The organism is Sphingomonas sp. 8AM, assembly GCF_902506455.1.
In the GTDB taxonomy this organism is placed as follows: Bacteria; Pseudomonadota; Alphaproteobacteria; order Sphingomonadales; family Sphingomonadaceae; genus Sphingomonas.
The window spans coordinates 2,296,263-2,311,191 of record NZ_LR733844.1; the positions used below are offsets into that span (position 1 = coordinate 2,296,263).

Sequence of the window (14,929 nt, forward strand, 5' to 3'; positions counted from 1 at the left end):
CGCTGCGCTCGCAATGACGGAAACTGGTCCTTTAGCCGCCCGTCGGAACGACGCGTCAGTCGCGCTCGGCGATGCGGCGGCGCATATTGGCGAGTTCGCGGTCGAGCGAGGCCATCGCCTCGGTACGTTGCGTATCGCTGAGGTCGCGGTTGCTCGCCAGCCCGGCGCGCGCCTGCTCCAGACCGGCCAGCGCGGTGCGCAGCGACTGGCGGCGCAGATTGTCCGCATCGAGGCGCACCCGCATCGCCTCCATCCGCGCCGCGTAACGCGCCGTCGCGGCGGCCTGACGTTCGATACGAGCCGAGTCGAAGGCGGCGTTGCGCTGGATCTGCGCAGCCTGGCGCTGAAGGCGCGCGGCGTCGATCGACGCGAGCCGGGCGGCGTTGCGCCCCAGTTCGGCGGCATGCGCATTTAGTTCGGCGAGGTCGGCGTCGCCCGGCACCGGCGGAACCGGCGGTATCGGCGGCACCGGGGCGGTGTTCGGCGCGGGAGGCGCGGGCGGTGCCGGGGGCATCGGCGCGGGGTGCGCGGCGAGGTAACGCTCGGCCGCCTCGCCGGTGTAGGTGGTGGTGCGGCCATCGGTCGTCACGGTGACCGTCGTCTCGCGGCCCTTGTGCTGCTGGACGGCGATGTGACGGGTTCCTGGCGCGGTAGCCATGTCCGGCATCGGCGGCATCGGCGGCACTTCCGGAATCTCGGGCAGTTCCGGCAGTTCCGGCATGGTCATCTCGATCCCCGTCGCATCCTCCATCCCGGCGCGGACGCGCTCGGCCGCCTGCGTGCCGGAGGCCGTGAAGGCGAGGCCGCCGATCGCCAGCGCCACGATCGCCATGCTGCCGGCCGCCGTCTGCGTGCGGGTGGCCTTCTTCTTGCCGAGCATCTTCAGTCTCCCTTTCAGATCCTTGACGGTGTTGAGGTGGCAGGCCGGCGACACCGCACGACCGTGCGCGGCCTTGACGATCGCGCAGCCATAAGCGTGGCGCGCCGCGCCGTCGGCGCGCGCCAGCACGCGGGCGTCGTTGGCCATTTCCTGATCGGCGCGGAACGTGCGGAAGGCGGCCCACGCCAGCGGGTTGAACCAGTGGAGCGCGAGCACCGCCAGCGCGACCCAATTGGCGACCAGATCGCCGCGCGCATGATGGCCCAGCTCATGTTCGAGCGCGAGCGCGCGTTCCTCGGCGTCGAAGCGCGCCGCGAAGTCGCGCGGGAAGGCGACGACGCGGTCGAAGACTCCGAAGGCGAGCGGACCGTCGGTGGCGGCGCTTTGCACGACGGTGATCGAGCCGACGCGGTCGACCGCGATCCCGAGCCGCAACACGTTGTAGCGGAAGCGAAGATACCCGACCGCTTGCCACGCGAGCAGCAGCGCCGCCCCGCCCAGCCACAGCGCCAGCGCGATCAGCGGCCAGCCCAGCGCGGTGTGGGTCGTCTCGACCGGCAGGGTGGCGACCGGCTTGCCGAGCATGATGACGAGTGGTTCGGGCGCGGGCAGCACCGGCAGCGCCTCGCCGCGCCAGCCCTCGGGCAGCGGTGGCATCACCATCCGCAGCGCGGGCAGTGCCCAGAGCGCATAGGCGACGCGCGCGCCGAACGCGTTGCGGACCGGCCCGCGCAGGACCATGACGGTCAGCATCAGCAACGCCGACGCCAGCATCGCTTCGAGTGCCCAGCCGGTCATTGCTTGAGCGCCTTCAGGAGGGCTTCGATCTCGCTGATGTCCTGATCGCTGAGCGCGTCACGCTCTGCAAGGTGCGCGACGAGCGGGGTCAGCCGGCCGCCGAACAGCCGGTCGATCAGCCGGTCGGATTCGCGCGCGACATAATCCTCGCGGCGCACCGCCGGGCTGTAGAGGTAGCGCCTCCCGTCGACCTCGTGGCGGACGGCTTCCTTGCCGAGCAGCCGCCCGAGCAACGTCTTGACGGTGGCGGCGCTCCAGCCGCGTTCCGGGTCCACCCGTTCGGCCACATCCTGCGCGGTGAGCGGGCTTTCGTCCCACAGCACCTCCATGACCGCATGTTCGGCATCGCTGATCCGTTCGACCACGACTCGCTCCTTCGTCACGCTCTTCGACTACAGGTGTAATCAAACCGATTACGGTTGTAGTCAATAGCGGCGCGCGAGGGCTGTGGCGTTTTTTCCCTACAACTTGCGCTGCTTGATCGCGGTCAGCGTGGTCGCGGGGGTGATCTGCTCGATATCGGTGCGGCAGTGGAGCAGCCGCACGCCTGATACGGCGCGCAGGCGGTCGAGCGCCGGGGCGAAGTCGGCGGTATGCTCCACCGTCTCGGCGGTCGCGCCGTACGCGCGGGCGAGCGCGGCGAAATCGGGGTTGTGGAGCCGGGTCGCGGCGGGGCGATCGGGATATTCGCGCTCCTGATGCATCCGGATCGTGCCATAGGTGCCGTTGTCGACGACGATCACCAGCAGGTCGGCATTGTGCTGGACGGCGGTGGCCAGTTCCTGTCCGTTCATCAGGAAGTCGCCGTCACCCGCCAGCGCGACGACGCTGCGCCCCGGCCGGCGCAGCGATGCGGCAACCGCGGCGGGCAGGCCATAGCCCATCGCGCCCGCGGTCGGCGCAAGCTGCGTGCCCGGCCCGGCGTAGCGCCAGTAGCGATGCCACCAGCCCGAGAAATTGCCCGCGCCGTTGCAGATGATCGTGTCGGCGGGCAGCGCCGCGCGCATCGCCGCGACGCACGGGCCGAGATCGAGCGCGACGCCGTCGCGCGGCTGCGGCGCTGCCCACGCCTCATAGTCGCGACGCGCCTCGGCGGCGTGCGGGTGCGCGCCGCCGTCGAGCGGGACCAGCGCCTCGGCGAACTCCGCCATCCCCGCGCAGATCGCGAGGTCGGTGGCGTAGACGCAGTGCAGCTCCTGCGGGTCGGGATGGACGTGCACCAGCCGCTGGCCGGGGTGATCGGGGGTGACGAGCGCATAGCCGTCGGTGGTCGCCTCGCCGAGCCGCGCGCCGACGACCAGCAGCAGATCGGCGTCGCGGACGCGCGCGACCAGCGCCGGGTTCGGGCCATAGCCGAGGTTGCCGGCATAGGCCGGGCAGTCGTTGGCGATCGCGTCCTGCCGGCGGAAGGCGGCGGCGACCGGCACGCCGGCGCGCGTCGCCCAGTCGGCGAAGGCGGCGGCGGCGGCGGTGTCCCACCCCGCCCCGCCGACGATCGCCAGCGGGCGTTCGGCGGTGGCGAGCAGGTCGCTCAGCCGGTCGAGCGTGTCGGCATCGACGTCCTGCGACACCCGGTCGACGCGCGCGCGATCGGTCGCCTCGACCGCGTCGAGCAGCATGTCCTCGGGCAGCGCCAGCACCACCGGGCCGGGCCGGCCGCTCACCGCGGTGGCATAGGCGCGCGCGACATATTCGGGGATGCGGCGCGCATCGTCGATCCGCGCCGCCCATTTGCACATGGGCGCGAACATCGCCGCGAAGTCGATCTCCTGAAACGCCTCGCGGTCGCGGGTGCCGCGGTCGACGTCGCCGATGAACAGGATCATCGGTTGCGAGTCCTGATGCGCGACATGGACGCCGATCGCGGCATTGGTCGCGCCCGGCCCGCGCGTCACGAAGGCGATGCCGGGACGATGCGTCAGCGTACCGTCGGCGCAGGCCATGAACGCCGCCCCGCCCTCCTGCCGGCACGTCACCACCTGGATCGCGGGCGTGTCGTGGAGCGCGTCGAGCACCGCGAGGAAGCTCTCCCCCGGTACGGTGAACACGCGGTCGCAGCCCTGTGCGACGAGCTGGTCGACCAGAATACGGCCGCCGGTTCTGAGGCTTGTCATGGGCGCGCAGCCTATCGTGTAGCGAACGACTCGCAAGGGGGTTGTGGTCTAGCCCTGCCACGCCGTCGCCCCGGACTTGATCCGGGGCCCAGCTTCTTCCTGTCGAGCGGGCAGAAGAAGCGGGATCCCGGATCAAGTCCGGGATGACGGAAGAGGCGGCGGGGCCGTTGCCTTCGCCAAGCGCGGCGCTAAGGAGCGGGGTGTGCGCACGGGGCACCGTGGACGCGCGCGATCTGAGGGCCGGACGGGAGTGGGCAAGCCGTGGTCAACAAGGTGTACGACGATGCCGCCGCCGCGCTGGACGGGCTGCTGTTCGACGGGATGACGATCTGCGCCGGCGGATTCGGGCTGTGCGGCATCCCGGAACGGTTGATCGACGCGATCCGCGACGCCGGCACCAAGGACCTGACGATCGCGAGCAACAATGCCGGGGTCGACGGCGAAGGGCTCGGCAAGCTGCTGCGCACGCGGCAGGTGAAGAAGATGATCTCCTCCTATGTCGGCGAGAACAAGGAGTTCGAGCGGCAATTCCTGTCCGGCGAGCTGGAAGTGGAATTCTGCCCGCAGGGCACGCTGGCGGAGCGGTGCCGCGCGGGCGGCGCGGGCATTCCCGGCTTCTACACCAGGACCGGCGTCGGCACGCAGGTGGCCGAGGGCAAGGAAGTGAAGGTCTTCGACGGGGAGGAATATATCCTCGAACGCGGCATCCGCGCCGACCTGTCGATCATCAAGGGCTGGAAGGCCGACGAGAGCGGCAATCTGATCTTCCGCAAGACCGCGCGCAACTTCAACCAGCCGATGGCGACCGCCGGCAAGGTCTGCGTCGCCGAGGTCGAGGAAGTGGTGCCGGTCGGCAGCCTCGACCCCGATCACATCCATCTGCCCGGCATCTATGTGAAGCGGATGATCGTCGGCGCGCCGTACGAGAAGAAGATCGAGTTCCGCACCACCCGCCCGCGCGTGCAGGCCCCGCTCGTGCAGACGGCGTGAAGCGCGCGGGCGTCCTGCTGGCGCTCGCCGCGACGCTCGGCGGCTGCGCGGCGCAGCGGCAGGTGCTGCTGGGGCGGCCGAGCGCGCCGCCGCCCGCGGTCGACCCGCCCGCGCCGCCGGGCGTGCCGCCCGCAATGGCGTGGCTTTATGGTTCGGGCGAGGCGGCGGCTTTGTCGGAGCAAGCGTATAACGGCATGGTCCGCTATGTCCGCGACGTGCTGACCGCCGCGCGTGACCGGCGCGGTCGACTGCCGTCGCAGCGCGCCGCGGGCACGCTACCGCGCTGGCCGGCCTCGGTGGTGCTGGCGCCGGGCGCGACCGCGGCGAGCGCCGAAATGATGCCGTGCGGGACGCTGCCGCCCGCGGTGGTGCTCGACATGGACGAAACCGCGGTGCTCAACCTCGGCTATGAATATGACGATGCACAAACCGCGCGCGGTTTCGACCAGAAACGCTGGGAGCGTTGGGAGAAAGCGGGTGCGACGCGCGTGACTGCGGTGCCGGGCGCGGTAGCGGCGTTCCACGCGCTGCGCGCAATCGGCGTGACGATGGTCATCAACACCAACCGCTCGATCGGCAATGCCGAAGCGACCGCGCAGGCACTGGCGAACGCCGGGCTCGGCGAATTTCGCCACGGCGAGACTTTGTTCCTGAAGGGCGATGCCGACGGCAAGTCGGGCAAGGACGGGCGGCGCGCGGCGATCGCAGCGAAATATTGCGTCGTGGCGCTGGCGGGCGACCAGCTCGGCGACTTTGCGGATCTGTTCAACCCGCCCGGCCCAGCCCCGGCGATCGGGCGGCGGATGCTGACCGCGGTCGCGCCGATCGAGGCACGCTGGGGCAATGGCTGGTTCGTACTGCCCAACCCGGTCTACGGCACCGGGCTCGGCAGCGGCTGGGACGAGACGTTCCCGGCCGACAAACGCTGGAAGGACGTGCCATGACCGACGAACCCACGGGGGCGATCTCGCTGGAGCATGGCGACGTGCTGACCGACCGTTCGGCGGAGGTTGCGCGCATCTGGGTCACCGACGGCGCGGGCGCGTCGGTGTGGATCAACGCGGGTGTGCTGGGTGACGCGCAGGTCTTCGGATATCTTATGGCCGACACGATCCGCCACGCCGCGCGCGCCTATGCCGCGAATTACGGCATGACCGAGAACGAGGCGTTGCAGGCGATCGTCGCCGGGCTGAGCGAGCAATTGCGCGAGCAGGCCACCGAGATCACCACCATCCAGAACGGGAGCCTGAACTGATGTCGCAGGAAGCGAATGCCCCGGAAGCCCGGGGCTGGGATCGCAACGGCATGGCGGCGCGCGCCGCGCGCGAGCTGAAGGACGGTTATTACGTCAACCTCGGCATCGGCATCCCGACGTTGGTCGCGAACAACATCCCCGCGGGGATGACCGTGACGCTCCAGTCCGAAAACGGGATGCTGGGGATCGGGCCGTTCCCTTACGACGACGAGGTCGACCCCGACCTGATCAACGCCGGCAAGCAGACGATCAGCGAATTGCCCTCCTCGGCCTATTTCGGCAGCGAACAGAGCTTCGCGATGATCCGCGGCGGCCATATCGACCTGACCGTGCTGGGCGCGATGGAAGTGTCCGAAGGCGGCGACATCGCCAACTGGATGATCCCCGGCAAGATGATCAAGGGAATGGGCGGCGCGATGGATCTGGTCGCGGGCGTCAAGAAGATCATCGTCGTGATGGAGCATGTCTCGAAAGACGGCAGTCCGAAATTCCTGCCTGCCTGTTCGCTGCCGCTGACGGGGAAGAATGTCGTCGACATGATCGTCACCGATCTGGCGGTGTTCCAGCGCCCGGACCATGACTCGCCGTTCCGGCTGGTCGAGCTGGCGCCGGGCGTCACCGCGGACGAGGTCGCGGCGAAGACGGCGGCGCATTACGAGGTCTGACGCGGATGGCCTACACGCTGATCACCGCGAACCGCAATTATTCGAGCTGGTCGCTGCGCCCGTGGGTGTTGATGACCACGCTCGGCATTCCGTTCGAGGATTGCATCGAGCCGTTCGTGTCGATGGACAATTACGACGCCTTCCGCGCCTTCTCGCCGACCGGGCAGGTGCCGGTGTTGATCGACGGCGCGCGGACGGTGTGGGATTCGCTTGGGATCGCGCTGTATCTGGGTGAGCGGCATGACGGCGTGTGGCCGGTCGATGCGGGCGCACGCGCCTGGGCGATGTGCGCCGCGACCGAGATGCACGGCGGGTTCGGCGCGCTGCGCAATGAGCGGACGATGACGGTCGGGCAGCGGGTGACGCCGCACGACGTGTCGCCCCGACTCGCGCGTGACGTGGCGCGGCTGGCGGAGCTGTGGGACGAGGGGCTGACGCGGTTCGGCGGGCCGTTTCTGGCCGGCGACCGCTTCGGTGCGGTCGATGCGTTCTTCGCGCCTGTGGTGTTTCGGGTGCGGACCTATGGCATCGACGTTGGTTTGGCAGGCGCGGAATGGGTCAGGCGGATGCTGGCGGAGCCGGCGATGCGCGCTTGGGAAGATGCTGCTTTGGCGGAGACGTTCCGCGAGGACTCGCATGAGGCGGAGGTTGCGGCGGTCGGCGAGGTGATCGAGGATCGTCGCGCGTCGCCGTCGTAAGAGGTTGGAAGTCGGGCCCTCCACGCCGTCATTGCGAGCGTAGCGAAGCAATCCAGGGCGTCCTGGTCCGGCTCTGGATTGCTTCGCTGCGCTCGCAATGACGGATATCTCGAACGTGACCACCTCAGCCGCGCCATTTTGTTACGCCCAACCTTGGATGCGCGATGCTTTTCGGTTAACAGCCGCGGATTATGTCCTCCGCTCCCCGCACATTGTACGAGAAGGTCTGGGACGCTCACGTGGTCGAGCGTCGCGACGATGGTTCCTGCCTGATCTATATCGACCGGCACCTCGTCCATGAGGTGACCAGCCCGCAGGCGTTCGAGGGCTTGCGCGCCGCCGGACGGCGGGTGCGGCGCCCCGACCTGACGCTCGCGGTGCCCGACCATAATCTGCCGACCACCGCGCGGGTCGATGCGGACGGGCACGAGCTGCCGATCGCCGACCGCGAAAGCGCCGAGCAACTGGGGGCGCTGCGCCAGAACGTCGCCGAATTCGGCGTGCCCTATATCGACGCGCTGTCGGCGAAGCAGGGCATCGTCCATGTCGTCGGGCCGGAACAGGGCTTCACGCTGCCGGGCACGACGATGGTGTGCGGCGACAGCCATACCTCGGCGCATGGCGCATTGGGCGCGCTGGCGTTCGGGATCGGCACCAGCGAGGTCGAGCATGTGCTCGCGACGCAGACGCTGATCCTGTCGCCGTCGAAGACGATGGAAGTGCGCGTCGACGGCACGCTTGGCTTCGGCGTCAGCGCCAAGGACGTCGTGCTGGCGATCATCGGCAAGATCGGTGCGGCGGGCGGGACGGGCTATGTCATTGAATTCACCGGCGAGGTGATCCGCAACCTGTCGGTTGAGGGGCGGCTGACGGTCGCCAATATGTCGATCGAGGGCGGCGCGCGCGCGGGGATGATCGCGCCCGACGAGACGACCTTCGCCTATCTCAAGGGCCGGCCGCTCGCGCCGCAGGGCGCCGATTGGGACAAAGCGGTCGCGTGGTGGCGGACGCTGCCGAGCGATGCGGGCGCGCGCTACGACAAGAGCGTGGTGCTCGACGCCACCGACATCGCGCCGTCGCTGACCTGGGGCACCAGCCCCGAGGACGTCGTGCCGATCACCGGGTTCGTGCCCGCGCCCGACAGCTTCGCCGATCCGTCGAAGCGCGAGGCGGCGCGGAAGTCGCTCGACTATATGGGGCTGACCCCGGGGATGCGGATGCAGGACGTGCCGGTCCAGCATGTCTTCATCGGCAGCTGCACCAACAGCCGGATCGAGGATCTGCGCGCCGCGGCGGGCGTCGCGAGCGGGCGGCATGTCGCCGACGGCGTGCGCGCGATGGTGGTGCCGGGCTCGGGGCTGGTCAAGCGGCAGGCCGAGGCCGAGGGGCTCGACCGCATCTTCACCGCGGCGGGGTTCGAGTGGCGCGAGCCGGGCTGCTCGATGTGTCTGGCGATGAACCCCGACAAGGTGCCGCCGGGTGAGCGCTGCGCCTCGACCAGCAATAGAAATTTCGTGGGACGTCAGGGACCTGGCGCCCGCACCCATTTGTTGTCGCCGGCAATGGCGGCGGCGGCGGCGGTCACCGGCCGCCTCGCCGACGTACGCGAACTGATGGGCTGAGGATAAGGGGACGCGACATGAAGAAGGTATTCGTTTTCCTGATCGCCGGTTCGGTGCTGAGCGGGGTCGCCGCCTATGCCGCGATCGCGCGCCCCGCGATCCCGGCCAGCCGTCCGGCGCGCTGATGGAACCCGTCACGCGCGTTTCGGGCACCGCTTATCCCTGGGGTGCCAAGAATATCGACACCGACGTCATCATCCCGGCGCACTGGCTGAAGACGATCAAACGCTCGGGGCTGGGCAAGGGCGCGTTCGAGACGGTGCGCGCGCAGCCGGGCAATATCTTCGACGATCCGCGCTATGCCGGCGCGCCGATCCTGGTCGCGGGCGACAATTTCGGCTGCGGATCGAGCCGGGAACATGCCGCTTGGGCGCTGGGCGACATGGGCGTGAAGGCGGTGATTGCGCCGAGCTTCTCCGACATCTTTTCGGGCAATGCGTTCAAGAACGGCATCGTCGCGGTGGTGCTGCCGCAGGCGGCGGTCGACCGGCTGATCGAGGTAGCGAAGACCGATCCGGTCACGGTCGATCTGGAGACGATGACCGTCACCACCCCTTATCAGGACCGCTTTCCGTTCGAACTCGACGCGTTTCGGAGGCGGTGTCTGATGGAAGGGCTGGACGAGGTCGGGCTGACGCTGGCAAAGGATACCGCGATTTCGAAATTCGAGGAGCAGCTCGACGATGAGCGGCCCTGGATCAGGAGAGATGCGGCACATGCGGGCTTTGCTGTCGAGGGCGCCGGGCGGACCTGAAACTCTGGAGGTCGGAGAGCTGCCCGATCCCGTCGCTGGGCCGGGCGAGGTGGTGGTCGCGATCAAGGCATGCTCGATCAACTATCCCGACGTGCTGGTGATCGAGGATCGCTACCAGTTCCAGCCGCCCCGCCCCTTCGCGCCCGGCGGTGACATCGCCGGCATCGTCGCCGAGGTCGGCGCCGGGGTGACGCAATGGCGCGTCGGCGACCGCGTGATGGGCACGGTGCTGATGGGCGGGCTCGCCGAGCGACGCGCCGTGTCCGCCGATGCGCTCTACCCGCTGCCCGAGCGGCGCGGGTTCGAGGAAGGCGCGGCGCTGCTGCTCACCTATGCCACCAGCATCCATGCGCTGGTCGATCGCGGGCGTGTCGCGGCGGGTGACCGCGTGCTGGTGCTCGGCGCGGCGGGCGGCGTTGGCCTCGCGGCGGTCGAGCTGGCCAGGGCGTTCGGCGCGCAGGTGGTCGGCGCGGTGTCGAGCGAGGACAAGGCGCAGGCGGTGCGCGAGGCCGGGGCCGACGAGGTGATCGTCTACCCGCACGCGCCGTTCGACAGGCCGGCCTCCAAGGCGCTGGCGGAGCGGTTCAAACAGGCGGGCGGCGCGCAGGGCTTTCAGGTCATCTACGACGCGGTCGGGGGCGATTATGCCGAGCCGGCGCTGCGCGCGATCGGCTGGGAGGGACGCTATCTGGTGGTCGGCTTCCCGGCCGGCATCCCCAAGCTGCCGCTCAACCTGACGCTGCTGAAAAGCTGTGACGTGTGCGGGGTGTTCTGGGGCGCGTTCGCCGCGCGCGAGCCGGACGCCAATCGCGCGCATATCCTGCACCTGCTCGACCTGTGGGAGGCCGGCCGGATCGCGCCGCGCGTCACCGAGGTCTTCCCGCTCGAACACGGCGGCACGGCGATCGCCCGACTGGGTCAGCGCAGCGCGATCGGCAAGCTGGTGGTGCGCGTTGCCGATTGAGCGACGTTGCCCATTGCCTGACGTTGCCCATTGCCTGACGTTGAATGTCGGCGGCCTGCGCACTATCCATCGGTGATAGAGCACTGGAGCCAGCATGACCCTTTTCGACGATCGTGAACGCGCGTTCGAGGCCAAGTTCGCCCGCGACGAGGAAGTGGCGTTCCGGATCATCGCACGCCGCAACCGGCTGGTCGGGCAATGGGCGGCGCAGCTGATGCAGCTGACCCCCGCCGAGACCGACGCTTACGCCAAGGCGGTGGTGCAGGCCGATTTCGAGGAAGCCGGCGACGAGGACGTGGTCCGCAAGGTCTATGGCGATCTGGTCGCGGCGAATGTCGACGTCGACGAGGCGGCGGTGCGGCAGGCGCTGGCGGACCAGTCCGTCGAGGCGCGCCGCCAGTTGATGCAGCCGGAGTAAGCGCGATGCCGATGGAAGGAACCGAGATCGCGGCGCTCATCAAGGCCGGCATTCCCGATGCCGAGGTCGAGATGACCGATCTGGCCGGCGACGGCGATCACTGGTCGGCGCGCGTCGTGGCGGCATCGTTCGCGGGGATGCCGCGCGTCAAACAGCATCAGGCGGTCTATGCCGCATTGGGCGGGCGGATGGGCGGCGTGCTCCATGCCTTGCAGTTGACGACCGCCGTTCCGAAGTAAGCGCGCAGCGCACGACCGCATTCGCAAGGAAGACGATATGACCGACGATACCAACGCCCGCATCGACGCGCTGGTGAAGAGCAACCCGGTGGTGCTGTTCATGAAGGGCTCGCCGCTGTTCCCGCAGTGCGGCTTCTCGAGCCGCGCGATCGCGATCCTCGAGCGGCTGGGCGTGCAGTTCGAGAGCGTAGATGTGCTGCAGGATCAGGCGATCCGTCAGGGCATCAAGGGTTATTCGGACTGGCCGACGATCCCGCAGCTCTATGTCGGCGGTGAGTTCGTCGGTGGATCGGACATCATGATGGAGATGTACGAGGCCGGCGAGCTGGCCGAGCTGTTCCAGAAGGCAGGCGCGGCGCCGGCCCCGCAGGCTTAAGCGGCCTTCCCCGGCCGGAGCTGGTGGTTGTTGCGGTGGCGGCGGCCCGGATCGGCCGGCGGGGGTTGCGGCGTGAAGGGGACAATGCCCGTCCGTCATTGCGAGCGCAGCGAAGCAATCAAGGGCGTCCTCGCCCGGCTCTGGATTGCTTCGCTGTGCTCGCAATGGCCGGGTTGATGCGATTTCCCCAGATTATTGCGACTGTCCAAGGGACAATCGACATTCAGGGTTTCGAGGCTGACCGCCCTGATTTCCGATCGAGATACCCCCCCGTTCGTCGCCCCGGACTTGATCCGGGGCCCCGCTTTTGCCGACAGAAGGAAGAAGCGGGACCCCGGATCAAGTCCGGGATGCCGAAAGAAGGCAGGTGATCCGTGAAGGTCGATCCGCCCCAGATCGTTACTGGACCAGGTTGGATCATCGCCATCGCCCTGCGTGCGACCGCTGTGAGGCGAGGCGCTTCTGCCGTGATGCGGCGTTGCTCGTCGGTCACGATGCCTCGGCATCGCTCCCTCCTCACGCCTCGCATCACGCCAAAATCACCTCCGCGCCATGATCCAACCTGATCCCGCAACGCCCCAAGAGCCAATCATCTGCCTTCGTCCGTCATCCCGGACCTGGCTTCTTCCTTGAGTGGTCGAGAACAAGCGGGGCGCCGGATTAATTCGGGGCGACGAGGGTCGCGGCTGGAGCGAACAAGCGGATCGCCGTGAAAGCGGCGTATGAGATCGCAGGCCCATCCTGCACTTACCCACACAAAGAAAAGGCCGCCTCGTCTTTGACGAAGCGGCCTCCACTCATATCAGGCGTAGGTACGATCAGATGTCGTCGCCGAGCGCGCCCTTGACCTTACCCTTGAATTGCTCGCCCTTGCCCTCGGCCTGCTGGGCCTTGCCTTCGGCGGCGAGATCGGTGTCGTGGTTGTGGTCGCCAATGGCTTCCTTCACCTTGCCGATCGCTTCGTTGACATTGCCCTTGATCTTGTCGGTCAGCTCGCCCATCGTCGATCTCCTTGTTTGAAACCCTGTGACGACAGAACGGTGCTGCAACGACGCGGTTCCGTAACGGCGGGACAATCCTTACTTTAGATCAACCCCGACAGCGGGCTCGACGGGTCGGCGTAGCGACGTTTGCCCATCCGGCCGGCGCGATAGCTCATCCGCCCGCCCTCGACCGCGGCCTTCATCGCCGCCGCCATCAGCACCGGGTCCTTCGCCTCGGCGATCGCGGTATTCATCAGCACGCCGTCGCAGCCCAGCTCCATCGCCACCGCCGCGTCGCTCGCCTGCCCGACCCCGGCGTCGACCAGCACCGGCACGCCCGCGCCCTCGACGATCAGCCGGATCGTCACCTGATTCTGGATGCCGAGCCCCGAGCCGATCGGCGCGCCGAGCGGCATGATCGCCACCGCACCGGCCTCCTCAAGCTGCTTCGCGGCGATCGGATCGTCGACGCAATAGACCATCGGCTTGAAGCCCTCACGGACGAGCACCTCGGTTGCCTTCAACGTCTCGCGCATGTTGGGATAGAGCGTCCGCGCCTCGCCGAGCACCTCAAGCTTGACCAGATCCCAGCCGCCCGCCTCGCGCGCCAGCCGCAGCGTGCGAATCGCATCCTCGGCGGAAAAACAGCCGGCGGTGTTGGGGAGGTAGGTGACCTTCTTCGGATCGATATAGTCGGTCAGCATCGGCGCGCCCGGATCGCTGACGTTGACGCGACGCACCGCAACCGTGACGATTTCCGCGCCCGACGCCACGACCGCCGCGGCATTCTGCGCGAAGTCCTTGTACTTGCCGGTGCCGACGATCAGCCGCGAATGGAAGGTGCGGCCAGCGACCGTCCACGTATCGTCGGTGATCGGCTGACGCTGGTTGCTGCCGGTCTCGACGGCCGGGTGATCGCCGCCGCCAACGAAGTGGACGATTTCCAGCTCGTCGCCATCCTCGACCACCACCTGTGTCAGCGTCGAGCGCGGCACGACCTCGAGGTTGCGCTCGACCGCCACCTTCTCGGGCACCAGCCCGAGCGACTCCGCGAGCGCGGCAAGGGTGATCCCGGCGGTCACGCGCTTGTGCTCGCCGTTCACGGAAATGGTGATGGTGCCGTCAGTATGTGCCATCCGGCCCATCTAGGCGCGCGGGTGCCGCGGGGCAACGTTGCGCGGCTTCGCGCCGGGTGCGATGGTGCGCGGCGATGACCGATATTGTCTATGTCCTCAACGGACCGAACCTGAACCTGCTCGGCGTGCGCGAGCCCGACATCTATGGGCATGCCACGCTCGACGACATCGCCGGCGCGCTGGAAGACCGGGCGCGCGAGCTGGGGCTGTCGATCGACATGCGCCAGTCCAACCACGAGGGCCATCTGGTCGACTGGCTGCACGAGGCGCAGGCGCATGACGCGCGCGCGGTGCTGCTCAATGCCGGGGCGTTCACGCATACGTCGGTCGCGCTCCACGATGCGATCAAGTCGATAAAAACGCCGGTGATCGAGGTGCATCTATCGAACCCGCACACGCGCGAGGCGTTTCGGCACGTGTCGTTCGTCGGACGCGCCGCGAAGGGCAGCATTGCCGGTTTCGGCGCACTGTCGTACCAGCTCGCGCTTGAAGCCGCGGCGCGCTTCTGACAGGAGCCGCGACCAAAGGTCAGGGATAATCGGGGTTCAATGGCTGACATTTCACACAATAGCGGGTCGATGCAGGTCGACGTCGATCTGGTCCGCCAGCTCGCCGAGCTGCTGGATACCACGCAGCTGACCGAGATCGAGGTCGAGGACGGCGATCGCAAGATTCGCGTCGCGCGCAAGGCGGCGGCGGTGAACGCCGCGCCGGCGATGCATTATGCGCCGGCTCCGGCCGCGCCCGCAGCGCCGGCCGCGCCGCAGGTCGATGTCGCCGGGCCGTCGGCGCCGTCGGACGCCAATGCGGTGCGCTCGCCGATGGTCGGCACCGTCTATCTCGCCGCCGAGCCGGGCGCGAAGCCCTTCTCCACCGTCGGGCAGACCGTCGCCGCGGGCGACACGCTGCTGATCGTCGAGGCGATGAAGGTGATGAACCCGATCACCGCGCCGTCGGCCGGTGTCGTCAAGGCGATCCTGGTCGACAACGGCCAGCCGGTCGAGTTCGACCAGCCATTGGTGGTGGTCGAGTAAGCG

General features: G+C 68.5%; 18 protein-coding genes. 13 read left to right on the top strand and 5 right to left on the bottom strand.

Annotated features, from left to right (window positions below; translation table 11 throughout):
* Nucleotides 1-55: 55 nt before the first annotated feature.
* The 3 genes from BACI71_RS10690 to BACI71_RS10700 all read right to left on the bottom strand — a co-directional run bounded on the left by BACI71_RS10690 (nucleotide 56) and on the right by BACI71_RS10700 (nucleotide 3,792).
* Nucleotides 56-1,678 carry a M56 family metallopeptidase gene (locus tag BACI71_RS10690; RefSeq protein ID WP_159758446.1) on the bottom strand — a complete coding sequence of 541 codons (1,623 nt, stop codon included), beginning with the start codon at nucleotides 1,676-1,678 and terminating at the stop codon, nucleotides 56-58.
* Nucleotides 1,675-2,043: a BlaI/MecI/CopY family transcriptional regulator gene (locus BACI71_RS10695; protein WP_159758448.1), complete on the bottom strand. Its 369-nt coding sequence runs from the start codon at nucleotides 2,041-2,043 to the stop codon at nucleotides 1,675-1,677. The genes BACI71_RS10690 and BACI71_RS10695 overlap by 4 nt, the downstream gene beginning before the upstream one ends.
* 96 nt (nucleotides 2,044-2,139) lie before the next feature.
* On the bottom strand, nucleotides 2,140-3,792 hold the full coding sequence (locus BACI71_RS10700; RefSeq protein WP_159758450.1) for a thiamine pyrophosphate-binding protein: 1,653 nt from the start codon (nucleotides 3,790-3,792) through the stop codon (nucleotides 2,140-2,142).
* Between the two features lie 261 nt (nucleotides 3,793-4,053).
* On the opposite strand from BACI71_RS10700, the gene BACI71_RS10705 reads away from it, so the two are divergent.
* From BACI71_RS10705 to grxD, 11 genes are all read left to right on the top strand, one after another.
* On the top strand, nucleotides 4,054-4,782 hold the full coding sequence (locus tag BACI71_RS10705; protein WP_159758452.1) for a CoA transferase subunit A: 729 nt from the start codon (nucleotides 4,054-4,056) through the stop codon (nucleotides 4,780-4,782).
* Nucleotides 4,779-5,726: a 5'-nucleotidase, lipoprotein e(P4) family gene (locus BACI71_RS10710; RefSeq protein ID WP_236552952.1), complete on the top strand. Its 948-nt coding sequence runs from the start codon at nucleotides 4,779-4,781 to the stop codon at nucleotides 5,724-5,726. Before BACI71_RS10705 ends, BACI71_RS10710 begins: the two co-directional genes overlap by 4 nt.
* A complete protein-coding gene (locus tag BACI71_RS10715) occupies nucleotides 5,723-6,037 on the top strand; it encodes a DUF5076 domain-containing protein (RefSeq protein WP_159758454.1) in 315 nt (104 codons plus the stop codon). The genes BACI71_RS10710 and BACI71_RS10715 overlap by 4 nt, the downstream gene beginning before the upstream one ends.
* A complete protein-coding gene (locus BACI71_RS10720; RefSeq protein ID WP_159758456.1) occupies nucleotides 6,037-6,702 on the top strand; it encodes a 3-oxoacid CoA-transferase subunit B in 666 nt (221 codons plus the stop codon). Before BACI71_RS10715 ends, BACI71_RS10720 begins: the two co-directional genes overlap by 1 nt.
* A gap of 5 nt (nucleotides 6,703-6,707) precedes the next feature.
* On the top strand, nucleotides 6,708-7,400 hold the full coding sequence (locus BACI71_RS10725; protein WP_159758458.1) for a glutathione S-transferase family protein: 693 nt from the start codon (nucleotides 6,708-6,710) through the stop codon (nucleotides 7,398-7,400).
* 191 nt (nucleotides 7,401-7,591) lie between these two features.
* A complete protein-coding gene (gene leuC, locus BACI71_RS10730; RefSeq protein ID WP_159758460.1) occupies nucleotides 7,592-9,022 on the top strand; it encodes a 3-isopropylmalate dehydratase large subunit in 1,431 nt (476 codons plus the stop codon).
* 124 nt (nucleotides 9,023-9,146) lie between these two features.
* Entirely contained in the window at nucleotides 9,147-9,776 is a 630-nt protein-coding gene (gene leuD, locus BACI71_RS10735; RefSeq protein ID WP_159758462.1) for a 3-isopropylmalate dehydratase small subunit, read from the top strand.
* Nucleotides 9,739-10,740, top strand: a complete 1,002-nt coding sequence (locus BACI71_RS10740) for an NADPH:quinone oxidoreductase family protein (protein WP_201297357.1) — start codon at nucleotides 9,739-9,741, stop codon at nucleotides 10,738-10,740. The genes leuD and BACI71_RS10740 overlap by 38 nt, the downstream gene beginning before the upstream one ends.
* A gap of 94 nt (nucleotides 10,741-10,834) precedes the next feature.
* Complete coding sequence (locus BACI71_RS10745; RefSeq protein WP_159758464.1) at nucleotides 10,835-11,158, top strand: DUF1476 domain-containing protein; 324 nt, start codon at nucleotides 10,835-10,837, stop codon at nucleotides 11,156-11,158.
* Nucleotides 11,159-11,163: 5 nt separating this feature from the next.
* Nucleotides 11,164-11,397, top strand: a complete 234-nt coding sequence (locus tag BACI71_RS10750; protein WP_159758466.1) for a BolA family protein — start codon at nucleotides 11,164-11,166, stop codon at nucleotides 11,395-11,397.
* A 37-nt stretch (nucleotides 11,398-11,434) separates the two neighbouring features.
* Nucleotides 11,435-11,773: a Grx4 family monothiol glutaredoxin gene (gene grxD, locus BACI71_RS10755; RefSeq protein WP_159758468.1), complete on the top strand. Its 339-nt coding sequence runs from the start codon at nucleotides 11,435-11,437 to the stop codon at nucleotides 11,771-11,773.
* 818 nt (nucleotides 11,774-12,591) lie between these two features.
* Here the strand turns inward: grxD and BACI71_RS10760 are convergent.
* Nucleotides 12,592-12,774, bottom strand: coding sequence for a CsbD family protein (locus BACI71_RS10760; RefSeq protein WP_159758470.1), 183 nt, complete (start codon nucleotides 12,772-12,774; stop codon nucleotides 12,592-12,594).
* Nucleotides 12,775-12,857: 83 nt separating this feature from the next.
* Entirely contained in the window at nucleotides 12,858-13,892 is a 1,035-nt protein-coding gene (gene thiS, locus BACI71_RS10765; RefSeq protein WP_159758472.1) for a sulfur carrier protein ThiS, read from the bottom strand.
* Between the two features lie 74 nt (nucleotides 13,893-13,966).
* Here thiS and aroQ point away from each other — a divergent pair, with 74 nt between their 5' ends.
* Nucleotides 13,967-14,401, top strand: a complete 435-nt coding sequence (gene aroQ, locus BACI71_RS10770) for a type II 3-dehydroquinate dehydratase (RefSeq protein WP_159758474.1) — start codon at nucleotides 13,967-13,969, stop codon at nucleotides 14,399-14,401.
* A gap of 39 nt (nucleotides 14,402-14,440) precedes the next feature.
* Nucleotides 14,441-14,926 (top strand): acetyl-CoA carboxylase biotin carboxyl carrier protein, encoded by a 486-nt coding sequence (gene accB, locus BACI71_RS10775; protein WP_159758476.1) that lies wholly within the window; start codon nucleotides 14,441-14,443, stop codon nucleotides 14,924-14,926.
* Nucleotides 14,927-14,929 lie beyond the last annotated feature (3 nt).